This is a genomic window from Nocardia sp. NPDC059236 (genome assembly GCF_042754085.1).
Taxonomy (GTDB): Bacteria; Actinomycetota; Actinomycetes; order Mycobacteriales; family Mycobacteriaceae; genus Nocardia.
Genome location: NZ_JBHZAF010000001.1, coordinates 60,793 through 82,315 on the forward strand (window position 1 = coordinate 60,793; position 21,523 = coordinate 82,315).

The following is a 21,523-nucleotide window of genomic DNA, read 5'->3' on the forward strand; positions in this document are numbered from 1 at the left end:
CGGTCATAGCCGTTATTCGGGATAGAGCTCGACGGCCATGGGCGTGGCCGAAAATGCAGATTGAAAACTGAAACGTGTTGCTAGCGTCCCCCTGGATGTGACAGAGGCTACATCCGCGCGGTCCGTGCTCCGGCCCGCGCGCACAGCGACAGGGGGCGTCAATGCCGAGAGTTCGAGGGCTGATCCGGGTGGCCGGTGTCCTCACCTGCCTGATGGTCGGGCTGGTGACCGCACCGGCCGCGCATGCGGAGTCCGCCTATGCCGCGTACCTGGATCTGCCGTCGGTCAATGGTGACGGCGCGGGCGGCGGCGGATTGAATCCCGCACTGCCCCTGGATCCGGACACCCTGCGTGCCGCGCTCGACGACGCGCGCGCCGCGGGTGTCGAGCCGCGGCACTACGCGACCCTGCTGCATCAGTACTGGCTGGTCACCGCGACCCAGAATGCCGATATCGACCTGGCGGCCTGGGATCCCGGGCGCGGCGTCGCGGCGAATACCCGCACCTTCACCCAGGTCTATGTGAACTACCTGCGGCTCAACAACGCGCACCCGGACTACTGGTGGACCGGACTGGCCGGGCTGGCCGGCGGGTCGTTCGCATCGGGCTTCTTCGACATGGGCGATGTGTCGGCGATTCTCACCGTGCCGGGCATCCATCAACTCGGTGACTCGGTGGCCGATCTGCTGCGCGGCACCCCGCCGCAGCTGCTGGACATCCTGCCCGCCGACATCCGGACCCTGGGCACCGCGGGCGAGCGGCTCACCGCCGACGATCTGGCCTGGTACCAGACCCGGCTGATGATCATGCAGAAGCACATCTTCATCGACCAGGTGCCCATGCACGAGGCCTACGCGGCCGCGGGCCTGGCCGGTGTCGAGGAGATGTACCGGGCCGGCGTGCTGGACGAGAACGCCGCCACCGCCTGGCGCGAGATCGATTCCGGCACCCCCGACGGCCTGGCCGACGCCGCGCTGCGCATGACCGACCGGGAACAGAACCAGATCATCGCCGACCAGTGGGATGTCACCTCGCACGGCCGCGGCGACCTGGGCCGGGTCATGACCTACGTGAGCACGATCGCGGGCAAGGCCGCCGTTCCCGGCGTCCGCGCGCCCGGCGTCTTCGCGCCCACCACCCTCACCACGGGCGCGATGTCGCTGCGTGCCCCGCTGCCCGACTTCAACTGGGCCGACCGCGACACGCGGTGGAACTACATCACCCACGATCTGCTGCCGCGCTACCTGGAACTGTGCGCGAATCCGGCCGCCGCGAGACCGATTCTGGCCGTGCCGTTCCCGGTCATGCTGACCAATGGGCGGCTGGTGCAGCGCTTGCCGGATCTGCTCGCCGACCTGACCTCCCAGTGGCAGGTGACCACCTGATTCAGGCCTGCGGACCCGGGCGGACGCCGCCGATCGGGTCCGTCACGGTATCCTCGAGATTGCTCGAGGTTGCTGTGGAAGCCCAGGCATCGACGAAGGATCCCGGATGCATTGCCCGTACTGTCGTCATCCCGATTCGAGGGTGGTCGACTCGCGTGAGGCCGAGGAAGGCACCGCCATCAGGAGGCGACGTGCCTGCCCGGAGTGTGGGCGCAGGTTCACCACGGTCGAAACCGCGATCCTGTCGGTCGTGAAGCGTAGCGGTGTCACCGAGCCGTTCAGCCGCGAGAAGGTCATCCGCGGCGTCAGCCGCGCCTGCCAGGGCCGCGAGGTCGATTCCGATGCGCTGAACCTGCTCGCCCAGCAGGTGGAGGATGCGGTGCGCGCCAAGGGTTCCCCCGAGGTGCCCAGCCACGAGGTCGGCCTCGCCATCCTCGGCCCGCTGCGTGATCTCGACGAGGTCGCCTACCTCCGCTTCGCCTCGGTCTACCGATCCTTCAGCTCCGCCGAGGATTTCGAACGCGAGATCGCCGACCTGCGCAAGCACCGCGCCGACCACACCGTGGGCGCGGCAACCAAGTAAACGGGCGACCGCTACCGGTCACCCCCACATCGATTCCCGGTCCGGCCCCGAGCAATTCGGAGCCGGACCGCTTCATTTCCTGGCATCTCGTGCCCGGCGGAGGGCGATGAGCCGGCCCGCAACCGGTTTCCGAGAAGGCCTGTGCGCCAGTGCATGCCCGTGGTGTTGCGCGGAAGATCGCGCCCTGTCAGCGCTTTTGCTGGGGTGGGCGGCGGGCGATGTCGATCGCCTTCTCGATGCGCTTCGCCGACACCGGGTAGGGGGTGCCGAGCTGCTGGGCGAAGAGGCTGACGCGGAGTTCCTCGATCATCCACCAGATTTCGACGATGTCGCGGCCGCCCCGGCGCGCCTCGGGGAGATTGCCGACGAGGCGGTCGTAGGCGGCGTGGACGCGGTCGAGTTCGGCCAGGCCGGCGCGGTCGCGGTTGGCGGAGGCGGGGAGCGCCTCCAGGCGCAGGCGGGCGGCTTCCAGATAGCGGGGGAGTTCCCGCAGCCGGGCGCTGCCCCACTCGGCGATGAATCCGGGGAAGATCAGGTCGTCGAGCTGGTGCGAGACATCGTCGGTGGCGTCGCGGTCGCGGGATTCGGCGAGGGCGGCGCGCAGCCGGTGCGCCTCGGCGAGAACCGGGACGACCGAGCGGACGATGGTCGCGACGGCCGTGGTGAACTGCGGGCGGACCTTCTCCACCAGCGCCTGGAATTGCTCGGGGCTGCGCACCGGTCCGCCATTGGCGGCGATGAGTTCGTCGGCGGCGCAGGCGCGGCAGTCCTCGACCAGGGCGTCGAGGGTGCCGTACGGATTCTGGCTCAGCGCAAGGCGATCGGTGGGCGGCAGGCCCGCGGTGACGGCTCGGGTATTGGTAGTGATCGCGCCCAGCAGCAGGGCGCGGGTGCCGGTGCGCATGGCGGTGGCCTGGGCGGCGGGGGAGCTGAGGACGCGCACCGCCACGCCGTCCGCTTCCGCGACCAGGGCCGGATAACCGGTAATGGTCTGACCGCTGACCTGGCGCTTCACCGAGGATGGCACGGTGCCCAGGGATTCGGAGGTCCACACCGTGGACGGGGCCCGCTCGGCGGCGTTGTTGGCCCGCGCCACCGACTTCGAGACCTGTTCCGCCAGGGTGGATTTCAGTTCGGCCAGGCTCTTGCTGCGGGCCACGACGGCGCCGGTCGGGTCGATGGCGGCGAAGGTCATGCGCAGGTGGTCGGGCAGACCCGCCGGATCGAGCATGGTGGCGGCGATGGTCACCGAGCCGAGCTGCGACAGCTCCCGGGCCAGTCCGGTGCGCAGTGGTTCGGCGCGCGGGGTGAGGCGGTCCAGGGCGGCCTTGGCGAAGTCGGGTGCGGGAACCACGGTGCGGCGCAGCTGTTTCGGCAGCGTCTTGATGAACGCGGCGGCCAGCTCCTCACGCATGCCGGGGACCAGCCAGTCGAAGCCGACCGAGCGCACGTGCGCGAGCTGGGCGATCGGAATGTGCACGGTGACACCGTCGTCGGCCTGACCAGGCTCGAACTGGTAGGTGAGCGGGAAGGTCAGCTCGCCCTGCCGCCAGCTGTCGGGGTAGGCGGTCGGATCCAGCAGTGCCGCATCCTCGTTCACCACCGTGGAGGCGGTGAAGTCCAGCAGGTTCGGATCGGCGCGCTGGGTCTTGCGCCACCAGCTGTCGAAGTGCCGCACCGACACGATGTCCGACGGGATGCGCTGGTCGTAGAAGTCGAACAGCACCTGGTCGTCGACCAGGATGTCGCGCCGTCGCGCCCGATGCTCCAGATCCGCGACGTCGTCCAGCAATTCGCGGTTCCGCGCGAAGAAGTCGTGCTTGGTCTGCCACTCACCCTGCACCAGCGCATGCCGGATGAACAGCTCCCGCGACAACTCCGGATCGATCCGCCCGAAGTCCACCCGTCGCTGCGTCACCAGCGGAATGCCGTACAGCGTCACCCGCTCGTAGGCCGCCGCCGCACCCCGTTTCGCCGACCAGTGCGGTTCGGAGTACGTGCGCTTCACCAGGTCCCCGGCCAGCCGCTCGGCCCACTCGGGTTCGATCCGTGCCGCCGTCCGCCCCCACAACCGCGAGGTTTCCACCAGCTCGGCCGCCATCACCCACCGCGGCGGCTTCTTTGCCAGCGACGATCCGGGGAAGATCATGAACTTGGCATTGCGGGCGCCCAGGAACTCCCGGGTCTCCGCCTCCCGCACGCCGATATGCGACAGCATGCCGGCCAGCAACGCCTGGTGGATCGACGTCACATCCCACGGCAGCGAGTCATTGTCCAGTCCTGCCTTCGCCGCGAGTGATTCGGCCAGGCCCGACTGCCCGCTCGATCCCGCGCCGCCCCGGCGGCCCGAATCGTTGCCGCGTCCGCTGGAACTGCCGCGCCCGCTGTCATCCGCGCGGCGCGAATCCCGGCCGCGCACTGATCCGCTGCGGCGCGTGTCGTCAGCGACCGGTGCCGACTCCGCACGCCCGGCCTCGGAGCTCTGCCCACCGCGCTGAGTGGCATTGCCGCCGTTGATGTTGCGGCCCTGCACTGAGCTTGCGGCGGCACCGCCGCGCTCGGCGGATTCGGTTCCGGAGCCGTTCCCGTCGCGCTCGGCACTGCCGGTACCGCTGCCACGGCCTGGGTTACGGCCGCGGCGGTTGCGCGGGTTGTTTCCGGCTTCGTCGGAAGGCATTGCGGTGCGGTCGAATTGGGCGTCCGAGCCCGCGGTGTTCCAGCCGAGACCGCGGGTGATGGTGCGGAGCTGGCCGTGCAGGTCCTGCCATTCGCGAATGCGGAGGTAGTGCAGGAACTCGTCGCGGCACAGGCGGCGGAACTGGTTGGAGGAGAGGGCGTTCCGCTGTTCGCGGAGGTAGTCCCAGAGGCGCAGGTAGGCCAGGAAGTCGGAGCCCTCGACGATGAAGCGCGCGTGTTTGGTGTCAGCGGCCTGCTGATGTTCGACGGGGCGTTCGCGGACGTCCTGGATGGACAGGGCCGCGACGATGATGAGGACCTCGGCGAGGCAGCCGCCGCGGTTCGCCTCGACCAGCATGCGGGCCATGCGCGGATCGACCGGGATCTGCGCCATTTCGCGGCCGATGGGGGTGAGGATCAGACCGGCGTCGGGAATGTCCGTGCGCGCACCGGCGTCGGCCTCCGCGCGGGCCAGCGCGCCGAGCTCCTCGAGCAGCGCGATGCCGTCGCGAATGGCGCGGGCGTCGGGGGCCTCGACGAACGGGAAGCTCTCGATATCGCCGAGCCCGAGCGCGGTCATCTGGAGAATGACGGCGGCCAGGTTGGTGCGCAGGATCTCGGGTTCGGTGAACTGCGGCCGGGATTCGAAGTCGTCCTCGGCGTACAGCCGGATGGCGATACCGTCCGCGACACGGCCGCAGCGACCGGACCGCTGCCGCGCCGATGCCTGCGAGATGGACTCGATGGGCAGCCGCTGCACCTTCGTGCGCATGGAGTAGCGCGAAATGCGTGCGGTGCCAGGGTCGATCACGTAGCGGATGCCCGGCACCGTGAGCGAGGTCTCGGCCACATTGGTGGCGAGCACCACGCGCCGGCCGGTGTGCGATTCGAATACCCGGTGCTGTTCGGCCGCCGACAGCCGCGCGTACAGCGGCAGAATCTCGGTGCGCGGCAGCCGCATATCCCGCAGCGAGTCCGCGGTATCGCGGATCTCGCGCTCGCCGGAGAGGAAGACCAGAATGTCGCCGTCGCCCTCGGCCTGCAGTTCCCGCACCGCGTCGCCGATGGCGTCGGTGGGGTCGCGGTCCACGATCCGGGTGTCCTCGTCGTCGGGGTCCTCGGAGGTGACCGGAAGCTCCAGCGACAGCGGCCGGTATCGGACCTCCACCGGATACGACCGTCCCGACACCTCGACAATCGGTGCGGGCGTGCCGTTCTCGTCGGAGAAGTGCCGTGCGAACAGCTCCGGGTCGATGGTCGCGGAGGTGATGATGATCTTCAGATCCGGCCGCTTGGGCAGCAGTTGCTTGAGATACCCGAGCAGGAAGTCGATATTGAGGCTGCGCTCGTGCGCCTCGTCGATGATGATCGTGTCGTAGCGGCGCAGCAGCCGGTCGCGCTGGATCTCGGCGAGCAGGATGCCGTCGGTCATGAGTTTGACCAGCGTGCGGTCCGACGCCTGATCGGTGAAGCGGACCGTGTAGCCGACCACGTCGCCCAGTTCGGTGCCGAGTTCCTCGGCGATTCGCTCGGCCACGGTGCGTGCGGCCAGTCGCCGCGGCTGGGTGTGGCCGATGGTGCCGCGGATCCCGCGCCCGAGCTCGAGGCAGATCTTGGGGATCTGGGTGGTCTTGCCGGAGCCGGTCTCACCGGCCACGATCACGACCTGGTGTGCGGCGATGGCGTCGGCGATGTCGTCGCGGCGCGCGGAGACCGGTAGCTGCTCCGGATACCGGATGGTAGGGACGCCGGCGCGGCGGGCGTCCACCCGGCGCTGTGCGGCGTCGATATCTGTTTCGAGGTCGGTGAGATCGCCGCCGCGGGCCTTGTCGAGCCTGCGACGCAACCGGTGCTCGTCGCGGATCGAGAGATCGGCCAGGCGGGAACGAAGCTCGCGAGAGGTGGCGGCGGTCCTGGTCATTGCATCGTCAACGATAGCGAAGAGTCGGTCCGGGCCGGTCGGCGCGGTATCCGGCGGCCCGATCTCGCGCTTGCCGGAAGTGTGCCGCACCGGCGTATCGTCCGCGTTCGGGTGGTTCGGCATGCGACCATCGGGCCATGGCCGGCAGAGGTGGAACGCCCGCGTGGATCCGGGTGCTGCGCATCGTCTTCGGAATCCTGGGCTTGGTCGCGCTGGTCTGGATTCCGCTGCGCAATGTGGGCAACCCGAACTATTCGTATCCCAACTTCTTCAGCTACTTCACCATCCAGTCCAACATCCTGGGCATCATCGTGCTGCTGGTCGGCGGGCTGCGTGACCCGGCCGGCCGGCGCTGGCAGGTGCTGCGCGGCGCGGCCACCCTCTACCTCGCCATCACCTTCGTCATCTACGCGGTGCTGCTGGCCGATATCGATGTGCAGCTGACCGAGCGGTGGATCAACGACACCCTGCACCGGGTGATCCCGATCGTGCTGATCGCGGACTGGTTGCTGGTGGCCGCCGGTCTGAAGCCGACCATCCGGCTCATCTTGGGCTGGCTGGCCTACCCGCTGGCCTACGGCGCCTACACGCTGTTGCGCGGGCCATTCGCCGATTGGTATCCCTACCCGTTCATCGACCCCCGTGACCAGGGCTACGCCCAGCTGTCCGGCGGGCTGGTGATCATGGCCGTGATCTTCGCCATCCTGGGCGTGATCGCGGCGGCGCTGAACGGGCTGGTACCCAGGGCCGTCGGCCGCTGACTCCGGCTCAGAGCGCCCGGGTCATGAAGACGCTGTGCGGGTCCGCCGCGTAATCCGCGAACGGCCCGCACTCTTCGAACCCGTAGCGCTCGTACAGCCGCACCGCGGGCAGATAGAACTCCGCGGCTCCGGTCTCCAGGCTCAACCGCGCGTATCCGCGCGCGGCGGCCTCGGCGAGGATGTGCCGCAACAACTGTGACGCCACCCCGCGCCCCCGGTGACTCGCCGCGGTCCGCATGGACTTGATCTCACCGTGCATCGGATCCAGCTCCTTGAGCGCCCCGCACCCGGCCAGTTCCGTGCCCTCCCACGCCGACCAGAAGGTGATCTCCGGCTTGCGCAGCGCCGCCACATCGAGCGCGTGCATGCTGTCCTCGGGCGAGTTCGCCAGCATCTCGGCAACGTGGGCCTCGAGCAGTCCGATCACCTCGTCCCCGCTCAGATCGTCGATCACAATGCGCATGCCGCCAGGCTATCCGCCGAGCTCGAGACCCTGACGGCACGGGCCGTGCCGCCGGTTCCGGGTACTGACCGCACGCGCCAACCCGCCGACCTACCGTGCCGTCCGTTCCGGTGTGGTGCGTGTGCACTCCTGCGACCGGTGAGACTCGGTGTGGTCGGCCGGGTTTCGTGATCATTTCGGGTTATCCGGCTCGGCTGTTCGGGCCGTCGTGGGGCGAACCGCAATGGCACGGTTCCGAGGGTGCTATCGCGGGGCGTCGGATACGTGCACGCCGACTCGAAGCTGAAGACGGCCCGGAAGCCGCAGGGCTCCGGGCCGTTTCCACGCCGCCGGACCTCACATACCGCGAGTTCCGGAAGGGCCCCGATCAGGGCGGGTCAGCGTTCGTGGGTTTCCTCCAGGACGGTCCGGCCGACCCGCGCGTATCGGGCGGGGGAGCGACGCTTCAGATATTCGGCGAAACCGAAGCCGCCCAGTGCGATTGCGGCGACCAGCCACGGGGTGGCCTTCAGGACCAGGGAGCTGGATTCGGCGCCCGCGGCGGTACCCATATTGAGGACCAGCAACCCGACCACGCCGGCCATGGCGAGGCCGCCCAGCAGCGGAGCCAGCACGGTGCGGAACCAGTGCCGGCTCTCGGGGTGATGGGTGCGGAAGTAGTTGAGTACCGCGAAGGAACAGGCGGCCTGGACCACCAGGATGGCCATGGTGCCGAGGATCGCCAGCAGCGTGTAGGTGCCGGAATAGGGATCCTTGCCCGCGATTCCGAAGCCCGCGACCAGCGCGCAGGCGATGACCGTCTGGACCACGCCCGCGATGTGCGGTGACCCGTGCCGAGGATGGGTGCGGCCGACGGTGCGCTCGAGCACGGGGAAGACGCCCTCCCGGCCGAGCGCGTAGAGGTAGCGGGCGGCGCAGTTGTGGAATGCCATGCCGCAGGCCAGGGATCCGGTCATCATGAGCCACTGCATGGCGCTCACCGCCCAATGCCCGACATAGGTCTGGGTGGGGTGGAAGAACAGGTCCATCGGGTTGTCGGAGGACGCCAGCGCCGCCGATTCCCCGATGCCGTTGCCGGACATGGCCATCCACGACACCAGCACATAGAACACGCCCACGCCGATGACCGCGATCATGGTGGCCTTGGGGATGATCCGCTTGGGATCACGGGATTCCTCGCCGTACATGGCCGTCGACTCGAATCCCACCCACGACCAGAACGCGAAGAACAAGCCCAGCCCCGCCGACGGCCCGGTGAAGGCATTGACCGGATTCAGCGGCGCGAACGAGAATCCGTGCGGCCCACCGCCGTGCAGCGCCACCGCGATACCCATGATGGCCAGCACCGCGCACTCGGTGCCCAGCAGCACGACCAGGAACTTCTCCGCGACGGCCACCCCGAACCAGGTGCCCAGGGCATTGATCGCCAGCATGACGATCGCGAACACCCACCAGGGCACGTGCACGCCGAACTGTGCCGCAACGGTATTCGTGCCGAAGCTGGAGAAGATCCCGACCAGCGATCCCTCGAACACCATGTACGCGAAGGTGGCCAGCAGTCCCGCCGACAGCCCGGCCGAGCGGCCCAGCCCGAACGAGATGAACCCGTAGAACGCGCCGGTCGCGGTGATGTGCTTGGACATGGTGGTGAAGCCCACCGAGAACACCGCGAGCACCACCATGGCGATCAGGAACGCGGCGGGCGTGCCCGTCCCGGTCCCGGCCGAGATCATGAACGGCACATTGCCGGTCATGGCGGTGATCGGCGCGGCGGTGGCGATGGCCATGAACACCACCCCGAGCAAACCAACGGCATTGGCTTTGAGGCGGTGCACCCCGTCGGGTGGATTGGCGCCGGGCGGCGCGGCGGTGGCGCGTTCTATCTGCTGCGTCATGGATCCGTCTCTCTGCTGCGCCCGCCCCGGAATCACCGGGTGGCGGGGTCTTTTCCGATGGCGCGGAACGCTATAGACGGTCTGTAACAGTGGCGGGTGTGCGACGGTGACCGCCGGCGGGAAAGGCACAAGATTTTTCTCTCGCCTCGAGACAAGCCGATGTTACCTGTGTTTACGCCCGTGCAATACGGATCGGCGACGCTGTGGCAACCCGTTGTCAGGGAACAGGTCCAGAGAGAGGCGCACGTATGAGATCGGCTGCGCCGAGTCGGCCCCCGGTGTCCGGACGTTCGCCGGTGCGCGGATTGACCCGGCGCGAACTGCCTTTCGTGCCGGTGTTCGCGCAGTCGGTCGCGGCCATCGCTCCGTCGGGAACGGCCGTGGTCACCCCGGCGTTCGTGATCGGCGCGGCCGGGGGCGGGGCGAGCGTGGCCGCGTTCCTGGCGGCGGCGCTGCTGGCCTGGGGTGTGGCGCTGGTGATCCGGCCGATGGCGCAGCGGCTGGCGGTGACCGGCGGGCTGTACACGTATGTGGCCAAGGGGCTCGGCCCCGCGGTGGCCGTGCCGGTCGGCTGGTCGGCGATCGCCGGGTACGCGAGCGTCAGCGTGGCGGGGCTGATCGCGGTCGGCACGTATCTGGACCAGGTCGCGGTGACCGTCGGACTCGCCGGATTCGGCGGGACCGCAACGATTGTCGCGCTGCTGCTGATCGCGGCCTCGGCCGCGGCCGTGCTCATGGTGCGGGGGATCCGGCTGTCCGCCTCGGTGACCCTGCTGATCGAATGCGTCTCGGTGGTCACGGTCCTGGCCCTGATGGGCTACCTGCTGACCCGCGACGGCGTCGGCGCGCAGGCCGGCCGGGCCTTCGAATGGCACGGTGGCACCGGTGGTCTCGCCATGAGTGCGGTGGTGGCCATCAGCGCTTTCGTCGGGTTCGAGAGTGCGACAACGCTGTCCGCCGAGGCCTACCGGCCGTTCCGGTCGGTGCCGCGCACGCTGGCGTGGACGCCGGTCGCCGCCGCGGTCATCTATCTGATCACGGTGTCTGCGGAGGCGGTGGCGCTGGCCGCCGCGCCGCCGGGCCTGGCCGCCGGTTCCACACCGGTGACGGACCTGGTGCTGCAGGACAATTCGCGATTCCTGAGTGCGGTCCTGGATTTCGGGGTGGCAGCATCGTTCTTCGCCTGCACGGTCGCCTCGATCAATGCCCTGGTCCGCGTCCTGTTCACCATGGGCCGCGAGGGCATCGCCCCGGCCGCGGCCGGTCGCACGCACTCGCGTTTCCACACGCCCGCACCCGCGATCGTCGCGGCGGCCGGCGCGGTGACGGCCTGCGCGGTCTGGTACCTGCTGTCGGGAGCCGAACCGCAGGACGGGATTCGGAGCTTCCTCACCCTGAGCGCGCTCGGCTATCTGGGTTCGTATCTGCCTGCCTGCCTGGCCACTCCGGCGCTGCTGCGCCGCATCGGCGAACCCAGCCGTGGCATGGCGCTGCTCGGCACGGTCACCGCGACCCTGCTCGGAATCCTCATGGTCGCCGCCGCGGTGTCGGCCCGCAACGACAATGTCACCGTCGTGATCGCCTACGCCGCGGTGCTTGCGGCCGCCGCGCTCTTCACCGTCGCGCTGCGGGTCTGCGCGCCGGATCGGTTGCGCGGCCTGGGCATCTACGACGAACCGCAGCGCGCGGACCTGCTGCCCACCGCGACCTTCCGGTAGGAGCGATGAAGGACTCCCACCGCACCACCACCGTCTCCAACTCCATCGCCATTCTCGAGGCGGTCGCCGACTGCGGCGTGGGCGTCACCGCCAAGGAGATCGCCGAACGCCTCGGCATCGCCCCCGCCACCACCTACCGGCTGCTGAATTCCCTTGTCGCCGACGAGTATCTGGTCCGCACTGCCGATCTGCGCGGCTTCGCGCTGGGTGCGCGGCTGCACGGGTTCGCCGCCGCCATCCGGATGCCGGTGGTGCCCGCGGCCGCGGACGGGCTGCTCGGCGAATTCCGTGCGTCCACCCGATTCGCGGTGCACCTCATGAACTTCCGCCCGGCCGCGGTCCAGGTGCTCAGCGAGGACCCGGACCATCCGATTCCGGGCGAGCGGGAGCTGTCACGGCATCTGCACGCCTCCGCCGCGGGCAAACTGCTGCTCGCCGCCCGGACCGAATGGCGCACACTGGTCGCGCACCCGGTGCGGATCGCGGCGCGTACCAAGATCGATCACACCGCCCTCGCCGAGGATCTGCGGACCGTCCGCCAGTCCGGATACGCCAGGGCCGCAGACGAACTCGTGCCCGGCGTCGCCTGCCTGGCCCTGCCCATCTACAACGCCCTGGGCAGTCTCGCGGGTGCACTGTGCCTGAGCGGCCCGAGCAACCGGCTGCCGGCGCTCGAGACCCACCGCGATCCGGCCCGTGATTGCGCCGCCCGCCTGGGCCCGCTGCTCTACTGACTCGCCCCGCTGCTCCAGCGACGTCGTCCCGCGCCGAAAATCATTGGCCGCCCTCGGGTGTGCGCTCCTAACCTGGGTCCACATCCGAGCCGAAAGGACGATTTGGAAGCGACTGTCACGGTGACTCCGGACCAGTTGCCGGAGCTGCTGCTGCACGTCGCGGTGGTGCGTCCGGTATTTCTGTGGGGAGCGCCCGGAATCGGGAAGAGCTCGCTGGTGCGCGGTTTCGCCGAGGCCCTCGGCCTGGACTGCGTCACCCTGCTGGGCACGCAGCTGGCCCCCGAGGACCTCATCGGCGTGCCGCAGATCGTCGAGAATCGCAGCCGGTTCGCGCCGCCGGAGATGATCGCCCGCGAGCAGCCGTACTGCCTGTTCCTCGACGAACTCAATGCCGCGCCCGCGGAAGTCCAGAAGTCCTTCTACTCACTGATTCTCGACCGGCGCGTGGGCGCCTACGAACTGCCCGCCGGATCGGTCGTGATCGGTGCGGGCAACCGCGCCACCGACAACGCCCTCGCCCGCCCCATGGCTTCGGCGCTGGTCAACCGCATGGTGCATGTGCACTTGCGCGCCGACGTCGATGACTGGCTGAAATGGGCTGCCGGCAATGACATTCATGCCTGGGTGATCGAGTACGTCATGCAGCGGCCCGACCATCTGTGGGCGCAGCCGCCCAAGACCGAACAGCCGTTCTCGACCCCGCGCGGCTGGCACATGCTCTCCGACGCCCTGCACTCCTACGGCGACGACATCGACGACACCACCCTGGCGGTGCTGTCGTCCGGAATACTCACCGCCGCACACGCTTCCGGCTTCCGTGCCTTCGTCAAGACCGTGCGACACGCCTACGACCTGGAGGCGGTCGTCAAGGGTGAGGCGGGCTGGCCCCGCAATCCCGCCGATCGCGACCTGCTGTATTTCCTGTCGGAGGCGTTCCGGGCCCGGCTCGTCAAGGAACTCCCCGCATCCCGCGAGCACGCGTCGCCCGGGGTGAAGCGGTTCTCGCTGCGCGCCAAGACCATGCTCACCGAACTGGCCGAGATCTCGGTCGAGTGCGCGCAGCTGGTCATTGCCGCCGACGACGATGGGCTGCCGGTCCTGCCGTCCTGGTTCCTGGTCGAGGTCACCCGCGATCTGCCGCGGCTGGCGGCGCGGCGGTAGCCCCGTGGCCGGGCGCTCGAATCGCAAGCGCGGCAAGGTGATCGACCCGTGGCGGGAGAATCTCGACACCGGGTGGCGGCAGGTGTGTCAGCATCCGATGTTCCGGCGGATCCAGAACGGGTCCATCGACATCGACGGCCGCCTGCCCGAAGATGTATGGGCGGTCGTATCGCCTTGGGGCACTGTCTATTACGACTCGAATCGGCGTGGCTCCGCCGAGGAATGGGCGTGGGTCTTCGCGCATCTGCTGCTGCATGCGGGGTTCGGCCACCTTGATCCACGCGTCCTGCCGGAGCGCGCCCTGTTGCCGAACGTCTACGCGCGCACCTGGATCACGGCATCGAGTCAGCCCCATCCGGTCTATCGAGCCGCCTGCTGCGCGATGGTCGACCAATATCTGCTGACCCTGAAGATCGGCCGCCCGCCGCACGAGTTGCCGCCCCCGCCCGGCGGGTCGGATGAACGGGGGCTGGCCGAGCGCTGGTGGCAGTCGAGCGTCCCGGAGCCCTACCGCCGCACCGAGTTCCCGGACTTCTTCGTCGACACGCCCGAGACGGCCGGCAAGCGCGATCATCAGGCGCGCTTCGCCGCCGGTATCGGCGAGGCGGCCCGGGAGGCGCTGGCCGAGGCCGGCCGCGATGTCACGCACGGGCAGGCCCAGACACTGCGGGTCTGGGACCGGGCGCTCAACTGGTTCGTCTCGTCCTATCCACTGCTGGGCGCGCTGGCCGCGGGCATGACGATCGTCGCCGGCGCGGATCTCGCGCGCGGCTGGGACATTTCGATCGCCGCGGTGAATGCCGAGGCGGCCGAGATCTACATCAATCCGTTCGCGGCGCTGTCCGGTGAAGAGTGGCGTTTCGTCCTCGCGCACGAAATGCTGCACGCGGCGCTGCGGCACGGTGACCGCGCAGGCTGGCGTGACCACTACCTGTTCAATGTCGCCTGCGACTACGTGGTCAACGGCTGGCTCGTCGAGATGGGCGTGGGGGAGCTGCCCGAGGGGCTGCTGTACGACCCGCAGCTCAAAGGTCTCTCGGCCGAACAGGTTTACGACCGCATCGCGACCGATCTGCGTCGCCTGCGCAAGATCGCCACCCTGCGCGGTCGCGGCAAGAGCGACATCCTCGGAGAACCGCTGCCGCACAGCCACACTCCGGGCCGCTACCTGGACCTCGACGAGTACTACCGCAATGCCCTGCACACCGGTCTGGCCTACCACCAGTCCAGCGGCCGCGGACTGCTCCCGGCCGGGCTGGAACAGGAGATCCGCGCGCTCGACCAGCCGCCGCTGCCCTGGGATGCCCAACTGGCACAATGGTTCGACGAGCACGTCCCGGCCGTCGAGAAGCGCCGCAGCTACGCCCGCGCCTCACGCCGCCAGTCCGCGACCCCCGACATTCCGCGCCCGGCCTGGGCGCGCCCGGATGAATCGGTGCGGCTGCCCACCTTCGGCGTGGTACTGGATACCTCGGGCTCGATGTCGGAGGAGCTGATGGGCAAGGGGCTGGGCGCCATCGCGTCCTACGCCCTCGCTCGCGACGTGCCGCGTGCCCGAGTCGTGTTCTGCGACGCGGCCGCCCACGATGCCGGATACCTGCCGGTCGACGAGATCGCCTCCCGCGTTCGCGTGCGCGGTCGCGGCGGCACTGTGCTGCAACCGGGTATCCGGCTGCTCGAACGCGCCGACGACTTCCCGGGCGACGGACCGATTCTGGTCATCACCGACGGCATGATCGATGTCCTGCGCATCCGCCACGAACACGCCTTCCTGATCCCCGCTGGCGCCGCGCTGCCGTTCCGCCCCCGCGGACCGGTCTTCCGGATCCGCTGACCCCCAACACTTCTCGAATCGGCTCCGGGCCTCAGAAGGTGAACTGATCGCCGTAGGCGGTGGTCTGCACCACCCCCTGCGCGGTACTCACCGTGGTCGTGACGAAGGGGACGGCCGACACCGGCGAGGCGCATTGGGCGACGTTCAACGCGGCGTTGTTGAACGTGATGCGGTACGGGAACACGGTGGTGTTGTCCAGGGCCGACGTCGCCGTTGTCGCGATGGTGACCTGGCCGGGCCCCAAGGTGGCCGTCAAGACTTCGGTCAGGCCCAGCGCCCCGCCGACGCTCGGTCCGAGGTCGATACTGGGTGGGCTGGCACTGGTTGGGGTGGTAGTGGTAGTGGTCGTGGTCGTGGTCGTGGTCGTGGTCGTGGTCGGGGTGGTCGGGGTGGTCGGGGTGGTCGGGGTGGTCGGGGTGGTCGGGGTGGTTGGGGTGGTAGCGGTTTGGCTGGCGCTGGCTGGGCTGGTTGTGGTTGGGGCGGCGCCGGCTGGGCTGGTTGTGGTTGGGGCGGCGCCGGCTGGGCTGGTTGTGGTTGGGGCGGCGCCGGCTGGGCTGGTAGTGGTCAGGGCGGCGCGGGCTGGGTTGGTACTGGTCAGGGCAGCCCGGGCTGGGCTGGTACTGGGTGTGATGGCGCTGGGTGTGATGACGGAGGCGCTGGACGGACTCGGGATGGGCGTGACCGTCGCAATCGGCGCGCTGACGGCGCTCGCGGGGCTCGCGGGGGTCGCGGGGGTCGCGGGGCTCACTGTCGGGGCCAGGGCGCCGGCCCAGCCTTGATTGGGCTCGATTCCGACGGTGAAGCCGCCGGCCACACTGATCCCGCAGCCGAGGATGAACCCTGCGACGGCCTGACCGGCCGTGATCGGTTCACCCTCCACATTGACCGAGTAATCGCCGGACATCTGCGCGGCATGCGAGAACGTCATGAGGAAGTTCGGAGTCCGGTTGCCGGGTGCATTCACCCCGACGCTGTCGACCGATGCCGTCACATGAACTCCCGAACCGGTTACATCCGCGCCGGGTGGCTGGGCTCTGCCCACATCGGTACCCCAGGCCCACACGCCCAGGACCCCCAGAGTTGCCACGGCCGTGCCCGCCGCGGCGACGATAAGTAGACGCCGCAAACCTGGATCCTTTCTCGAAGATGTGCGCTAGCGTTTCTTCCAGAGTTCGATATCGCAGGAACAGCCGCTATTGGCTGGCAAATAGAGCGTATCGGAGACATCGGGCCGGGAAGCGAACGCGGCGATAAGGCGTGTCGACCGGGGAATTCCTGCCGACCGGGAAATACCCGCCACGAAATACATTGCCGGAAAAAGGTTTCGAGCGGCACTACTTCTTTTTCGTTGCGGGGTCGCCGATACCGGCCTCCCACCGGGTAATCGGTCACCCAGTGGCGGTGCCCGGGCGGGGGATTCGGCAGGGGAAAGGCGGGGGAGTCGGGGCCGGACGGTGTCAGCATGGAAGGGGAGCCGGTCGCCGCGGTGAGAGGTGGTGGGGTGTGGCGGTATTCGTGGAGCAGTACGGGGTGGTGCGGTGGGTCGCGGTGATCGCCTTCTGCCTGGCCGCCGCCCTGGTGGCCGCCAGGCTGGGCACGGCGCGCACGGGCCCGTGCGCCGGGTTGCGCGCGGATCGGGAGTCGGATGCCGCACACCTGGTGATGTGCCTGGTCATGCTGGGAATGCTGGTGTTTCCGACGGTCGCCGATCCGCACGCGGTGCGCGGGGTGCTGACGGCCATGGTGGTCGTGTACACGCTGTTGCTGGGAGATCGGATGCTGCGGTGGCGCAGCGGGATTTCGGACCCGGACACCGGGGGCGGCACGGTCGGCGCGTTCGCGTATCACGTGCTGGGGGCCGCGGCGATGCTGTACGCGATGACCGGGCACGGGCCGCACGAACACGGTGGGCACGGACACGCCGGGCCCGCGCCCGGTCCGGTGCTGGTGCTGGCGGCGTTGTTCGCGGCGGACGCGGCGGTTATGGCGGTGCCGGCGCTGCGCCACCGGTTGCCACGGGTGTTCCCGCATCCCATGGGCATGGCCGGATCGCTGGGCGTGGTGCCGCACCTGGTAATGGATCTCGGCACCGCCTACATGCTCGTCGCCGCCGCGACCGGGTGACCCGGGGGCCGTTCGACCTGTTCACCGTCGTGATGGTGAGATGGTGAAGAAAGGTCGGTTCGCCCGGATGGGCGTGGCCGATATCGGGTGATGGAGGTGCTCTGGATGGGTTCGCTGTGGCATGGCTTCGCCGATATGGGTGCGGTCGAGCGGGACGGGGCGTTCGTGGTGGCGCGCGGCGAGGGCGCGTACATCTGGGACGAGGGTGGGACACAGTACCTCGACGCCACCGGCGGTCTCTGGTTCGCCAATATCGGGCACGGCCGCCGCGAGATCGCCGACGCGGTCGCCGCGCAGCTGACCCAGGTCGCGCACTACTCCAACTTCGGTGATCTGGCCTCACCGGTGACCCGTGATCTGGCCGAGCGGCTCTCGGCCCTGGCGCCGGTGCCCGGCAGCAAGATCTTCTTCACCTCCGGCGGATCCGACGGCATCGACACCGCCGCCAAGCTGGCCCGCCGGTACTGGCAGGAACTGGGCCGCCCGGAGAAGACCATCCTGGTCGGCCGTCAGAAGGCGTACCACGGCATGCATGTCGGCGGCACCGCGCTGTCCGGCATCCAGGTCAATGCCGAGGGCTACACCGGCGTGTTCATGCCCGACACCCGCACCATCGAATGGGATCAGGCCAAGGCGCTGACCGCCCTCATCGAGGAGGTCGGCGCGGACCGGATCGCGGCGTTCTTCGCCGAGCCCATCATCGGCGCGGGCGGGGTGTACCTGCCGCCGGAGGGCTACCTCACCGAGGTCCGGCGGATCTGCCGCGACAACGACATCCTCTTCGTCGCCGACGAGGTCGTCACCGGCTTCGGCCGCATCGGCGGATCCTGGTTCGCCTCCTCGCGTTTCGGCCTGGAACCCGACCTCATGACCACCGCCAAGGGCCTCACCTCCGGGTACGTTCCCATGGGCGCGGTCTTCGTCGCGCCCCGCGTCGCCGAGCCGTTCTTCGCCGGCGGCGTCTGGTGGCGGCACGGCTACACCTACGGGGGCCACGCCGGCGCGGCCGCCGCGGCCATGGCCAACCTCGACATCGTCGAGCGTGAGCACCTGCTGGACGCCAGCAAGAACCTGGAATCCCTGCTGCACCAGTACTTCTCGCCGCTGGCCGAGCACCCGCGGGTCGCCGAGGTGCGCAGCGGCCTGGGTGCGGTCGCCGCGGTCCAGCTGGCCGACCCGGCCGAGGCCCTCGCCATGGTGAAAACCCTGCGCGCCCACGGTGTCTCGACCCGCGCCGCCGGTCAGGGCGCCCTGCAGATCTCGCCGTCGTTCGTCATCACCGAGGCCCAGGTCGCGGAGATGGCCGACCGCTTCGCCCGCGCCCTGGGCTGAACCGGACCGGGCGGAGTGCCCGAACGCTAGTGCCCGTGCCCGCCGGAGAGTTCACCGGCGGGCACGTGGCGTAGCTTGGCCACGGCCAGCACACCCACGAGGAGTGCGCCCACCGCCGCGACCCCCGCCGTGATGTGCACACCGTGGATGAAGGCCGTGCGGGCCGCGGTCAGGACCGCGGCGCCCATATCGCCGGGGAGCGTCGCGGTCACCTGGACCGCCTCGCCCAGCGTTTCGCGCACCGCGTCCGCGCCCGGCAGCTCGCGGGGCAGCGCGTCGGCCAGATCGGCGCGGTAGATGGCCAGGCTGATGCTGCCCAGGATCGAGATACCCAGGGCGCCACCGAGTTCCGCGCCGGTCTCGGACACGCCCGAGGCGGCCCCCGCCTGCTCCGGCGGGGCGGAGCCGACGATGAGCTCGGTGGTGATGCCGAAGACCGGGGCCAGCCCCAGGGCGATGAGCAGCGAGGCGATCACCGCCAGGACCGGGCCGCCGTGCGCCGACAGCTGGGTGAGCATGACCAATCCCAGTGCGGCCAGCACCATTCCGGCGCCGATCAGGTAGGCGGGCCGCACGACCCGCACGATACGCGGGGCCGCCTGCGAACCGATGATGAAGCCGACACTGGACGGCGCCATGGCCGCACCGGCCTGCATGGGCGTCATATCCAGAACCAGCTGGAAGTACTGGGCCACGAACAGGAAATAGCCGAACGCCACGAAGATGGCGATCACATTGATGCCCAGCGCGGTGCGGAACGCGCCCAGCCGGAACAGCCGCAGATCGAGCATGGGATCGGGACGGGTGAGCTGACGGCGCACGAACAGCGCGCCCGCGAGCAGCCCGGCCACCGCGGCCACCAGCGGCACCGTCCCCGGCCCATCCTGCGCGACCTTCTTCATGGCCAGCACCAGCGCCACCATGGTGACCACACTGAGTGTGGCACTGGTCAGATCGAGCCGCCCGGCCTCCGGATCACGGAACTCCGGCAGCACCCGCGGCCCGAGCACCAGCAGCAGCGCCATGACCGGTACGGCCAGCAGGAACACCGAACCCCACCAGAAATGCTCCAGCAGTATGCCGCCCAGCAGCGGGCCGACCACGCCGCCCGCGGAGAACGCGCTCACCCAGGTGCCGACGGCCAGCGACCGCTGCCGGGGATCGCGAAACATGTTGAAGATCAACGACAGTGTCGACGGCGCGATGGTCGCGCCCGCGATGCCCAGCAGCGCCCGGCACCCGATCAGGAATTCGGCGGTGGGGGAGAAGGCCGCGATCACCGACACCACGCCGAACAGCGCTCCGCCGAGCAGCAATAACCGCCGTCGCCCAATGCGGTCGCCGAGCGTGCCCATGGTGATGAGCAGACCGGCCAGCATGAACCCGTAGACGTCGATGATCCACAGCAGAGCGGTGCTGCTCGGATGCAGTGTCGCGCTGATCTGTGGCACGGCCAGGTGCAGCACGGTCAGATCCATGGCGTAGACCAGGCAGGCCAGCGCCAGCACCCCGAGGCCGATCCACTCGCGTCGTCCCGCCCGGTCGGACCGCTCGGGGGCGGTCGGTGACTCGACGGAGGTGTCCACGGCGAAACGTCCTTTCCAGGGGTTGATCAGCTGCGGCCGATGACTGCGGCGCGCCCCCAACCATCTCACCGCCCACCGACAGTCGCGCAACCGAATTTGCCGCGGCACCGCCGGTATGCTGCGGCAATGGCCGAGTTCGAGAGCTACCGCGCCAACCTCGAGGTGGCCGACCTCACGCCCACCGTCGACTTCCTGCGCGATGTGCTGGGGTTCGTCGTCGAGGTCCACGAGCCCGCTATGGGGTTGGCCCTGCTGCGGCGCGGCGGGGTGGGACTGGGGATCGTGCGGACGCCCTGCCCGGCCGTCAACGAGACCACCGCCGGATACGTCGGCGTGGACGATGTGGACGCGCTCTACGCGCACTGCGTGCGCCACGGCGGCGAGATCACCACCGAGCTCACCGAACACCCGTGGGGGCTGCGGGATTTCGTGCTGCGCATCCCGGGCGGCCATCGGCTCGCCTTCGGGCAGCGCATCGGCCCGGCGGTCTAGGCCGTCCGGGCCGATCGGGGCACGGTGTGCCGAAAGGGTTTTGCCGCTAGATGAGGATCGGGTGATCGGCGACCACGCGACCGCCGACCCGGGCCCAGCCGTCGGAATCCCATTCGGTGAAGATCTGGGAGCCCTCGCCCTGCGTGATGTTCAGCCCACGGGTGAGCAGGGCGGTCAGCGCGATGGCGGCCGCGCCCGTGGCCTGGTCCTCTGGAACTCCCATGGCGGGGGCGAACATTCGCGCGCGGACCGCGCCGCGCGGCTCGTCGGTCCAGGCCCAGCAGTAGTGCTGGCCTGCCGGGAAGTCGGCCGGATCCAGGGTGGCGATCTCCGCCGGATCCTCGAACTGGTGGAATTCGAAGGCCGGGGCCCATTCGGCCCGGGCCCGGGCCCAGGTCAGGCCCTCGGAGACGGTCACCTCGACCGGCCCGGCGGGCACGTCGATGATTTTGACGGGTTGCAGCTGGTCATTGAGCCACCACGCGGTGCCGACCGTGGGGTGCCCGGCGAAGGGCAGCTCGGTGGCGGGGGTGTAGATACGCATTTTCACTCGCCCGTCGACCGGGTCGTCGACCACCACGGTCTCGCTGTAGCCGACGCGGGCTGCCAGCGCCTGATGGTCGGCATTCTCGACGGCGGAGCGGCGGACGATGCCGAGCGGATTGCCGAAACGCCCGGCCGCGTCGGTGAACACGCGCACGACTTCGATCTGTGCGCCATCACTTTCCGGAACGGTCATGGCAAGCGAGCTTACCGACAGTTATTGATTCGCGGGAGGCCCGCATCTGCCTGGCTTGTCGGGGCCGGGGCGCTTTCTGATCCAACCGGCGACCGTATTGCAGCAATCGATTAGCAAAT

Annotated in this window: 16 protein-coding genes; 10 read left to right on the forward strand and 6 right to left on the reverse strand. The window is 69.4% G+C overall.

Annotated features, from left to right (window positions below; translation table 11 throughout):
* The first annotated feature begins 161 nt into the window (after nt 1-161).
* Complete coding sequence (locus ACFXIV_RS00400) at nt 162-1,385, forward strand: hypothetical protein (protein WP_379401556.1); 1,224 nt, start codon at nt 162-164, stop codon at nt 1,383-1,385.
* A gap of 106 nt (nt 1,386-1,491) precedes the next feature.
* Complete coding sequence (gene nrdR / locus ACFXIV_RS00405) at nt 1,492-1,968, forward strand: transcriptional regulator NrdR (protein ID WP_354848181.1); 477 nt, start codon at nt 1,492-1,494, stop codon at nt 1,966-1,968.
* A 187-nt stretch (nt 1,969-2,155) separates the two neighbouring features.
* On the opposite strand, the gene hrpA is transcribed toward nrdR, so the two are convergent.
* On the reverse strand, nt 2,156-6,565 hold the full coding sequence (gene hrpA, locus ACFXIV_RS00410) for an ATP-dependent RNA helicase HrpA (protein WP_379401557.1): 4,410 nt from the start codon (nt 6,563-6,565) through the stop codon (nt 2,156-2,158).
* 137 nt (nt 6,566-6,702) lie between these two features.
* On the opposite strand from hrpA, the gene ACFXIV_RS00415 reads away from it, so the two are divergent.
* On the forward strand, nt 6,703-7,326 hold the full coding sequence (locus tag ACFXIV_RS00415) for a Pr6Pr family membrane protein (RefSeq protein WP_379401558.1): 624 nt from the start codon (nt 6,703-6,705) through the stop codon (nt 7,324-7,326).
* Between the two features lie 7 nt (nt 7,327-7,333).
* Here ACFXIV_RS00415 and ACFXIV_RS00420 read toward each other — a convergent pair whose 3' ends face one another.
* Nucleotides 7,334-7,789, reverse strand: coding sequence for a GNAT family N-acetyltransferase (locus tag ACFXIV_RS00420; RefSeq protein WP_379401559.1), 456 nt, complete (start codon nt 7,787-7,789; stop codon nt 7,334-7,336).
* Between the two features lie 377 nt (nt 7,790-8,166).
* The gene (locus ACFXIV_RS00425; RefSeq protein ID WP_379401560.1) at nt 8,167-9,684 is read right to left on the reverse strand and encodes an APC family permease; all 1,518 of its coding nucleotides are present in this window, start codon (nt 9,682-9,684) and stop codon (nt 8,167-8,169) included.
* Nucleotides 9,685-9,962: 278 nt separating this feature from the next.
* Here ACFXIV_RS00425 and ACFXIV_RS00430 point away from each other — a divergent pair, with 278 nt between their 5' ends.
* From ACFXIV_RS00430 to ACFXIV_RS00445, 4 genes are all read left to right on the forward strand, one after another.
* The gene (locus tag ACFXIV_RS00430) at nt 9,963-11,402 is read left to right on the forward strand and encodes an APC family permease (RefSeq protein ID WP_379401561.1); all 1,440 of its coding nucleotides are present in this window, start codon (nt 9,963-9,965) and stop codon (nt 11,400-11,402) included.
* Between the two features lie 5 nt (nt 11,403-11,407).
* A complete protein-coding gene (locus tag ACFXIV_RS00435; protein ID WP_379401562.1) occupies nt 11,408-12,136 on the forward strand; it encodes an IclR family transcriptional regulator in 729 nt (242 codons plus the stop codon).
* Between the two features lie 102 nt (nt 12,137-12,238).
* Nucleotides 12,239-13,297: an ATP-binding protein gene (locus ACFXIV_RS00440; protein ID WP_379384109.1), complete on the forward strand. Its 1,059-nt coding sequence runs from the start codon at nt 12,239-12,241 to the stop codon at nt 13,295-13,297.
* 4 nt (nt 13,298-13,301) lie between these two features.
* Entirely contained in the window at nt 13,302-15,131 is a 1,830-nt protein-coding gene (locus ACFXIV_RS00445; protein ID WP_379401563.1) for a hypothetical protein, read from the forward strand.
* 31 nt (nt 15,132-15,162) lie between these two features.
* Here the strand turns inward: ACFXIV_RS00445 and ACFXIV_RS00450 are convergent, their stop codons facing one another.
* Nucleotides 15,163-16,257: an MspA family porin gene (locus tag ACFXIV_RS00450; RefSeq protein WP_379401564.1), complete on the reverse strand. Its 1,095-nt coding sequence runs from the start codon at nt 16,255-16,257 to the stop codon at nt 15,163-15,165.
* Between the two features lie 377 nt (nt 16,258-16,634).
* Here ACFXIV_RS00450 and ACFXIV_RS00455 point away from each other — a divergent pair, with 377 nt between their 5' ends.
* Nucleotides 16,635-17,255 carry a DUF5134 domain-containing protein gene (locus tag ACFXIV_RS00455; RefSeq protein WP_379401565.1) on the forward strand — a complete coding sequence of 207 codons (621 nt, stop codon included), beginning with the start codon at nt 16,635-16,637 and terminating at the stop codon, nt 17,253-17,255.
* Between the two features lie 105 nt (nt 17,256-17,360).
* Nucleotides 17,361-18,587, forward strand: coding sequence for an aspartate aminotransferase family protein (locus ACFXIV_RS00460; RefSeq protein WP_379401566.1), 1,227 nt, complete (start codon nt 17,361-17,363; stop codon nt 18,585-18,587).
* Nucleotides 18,588-18,613: 26 nt separating this feature from the next.
* Here the strand turns inward: ACFXIV_RS00460 and ACFXIV_RS00465 are convergent, their stop codons facing one another.
* A complete protein-coding gene (locus ACFXIV_RS00465) occupies nt 18,614-20,173 on the reverse strand; it encodes an MFS transporter (protein WP_379401567.1) in 1,560 nt (519 codons plus the stop codon).
* Nucleotides 20,174-20,299: 126 nt separating this feature from the next.
* Here ACFXIV_RS00465 and ACFXIV_RS00470 point away from each other — a divergent pair, with 126 nt between their 5' ends.
* Entirely contained in the window at nt 20,300-20,665 is a 366-nt protein-coding gene (locus ACFXIV_RS00470) for a VOC family protein (RefSeq protein ID WP_379401568.1), read from the forward strand.
* A gap of 46 nt (nt 20,666-20,711) precedes the next feature.
* Here ACFXIV_RS00470 and ACFXIV_RS00475 read toward each other — a convergent pair whose 3' ends face one another.
* Complete coding sequence (locus ACFXIV_RS00475; RefSeq protein ID WP_379401569.1) at nt 20,712-21,404, reverse strand: PhzF family phenazine biosynthesis protein; 693 nt, start codon at nt 21,402-21,404, stop codon at nt 20,712-20,714.
* Nucleotides 21,405-21,523 lie beyond the last annotated feature (119 nt).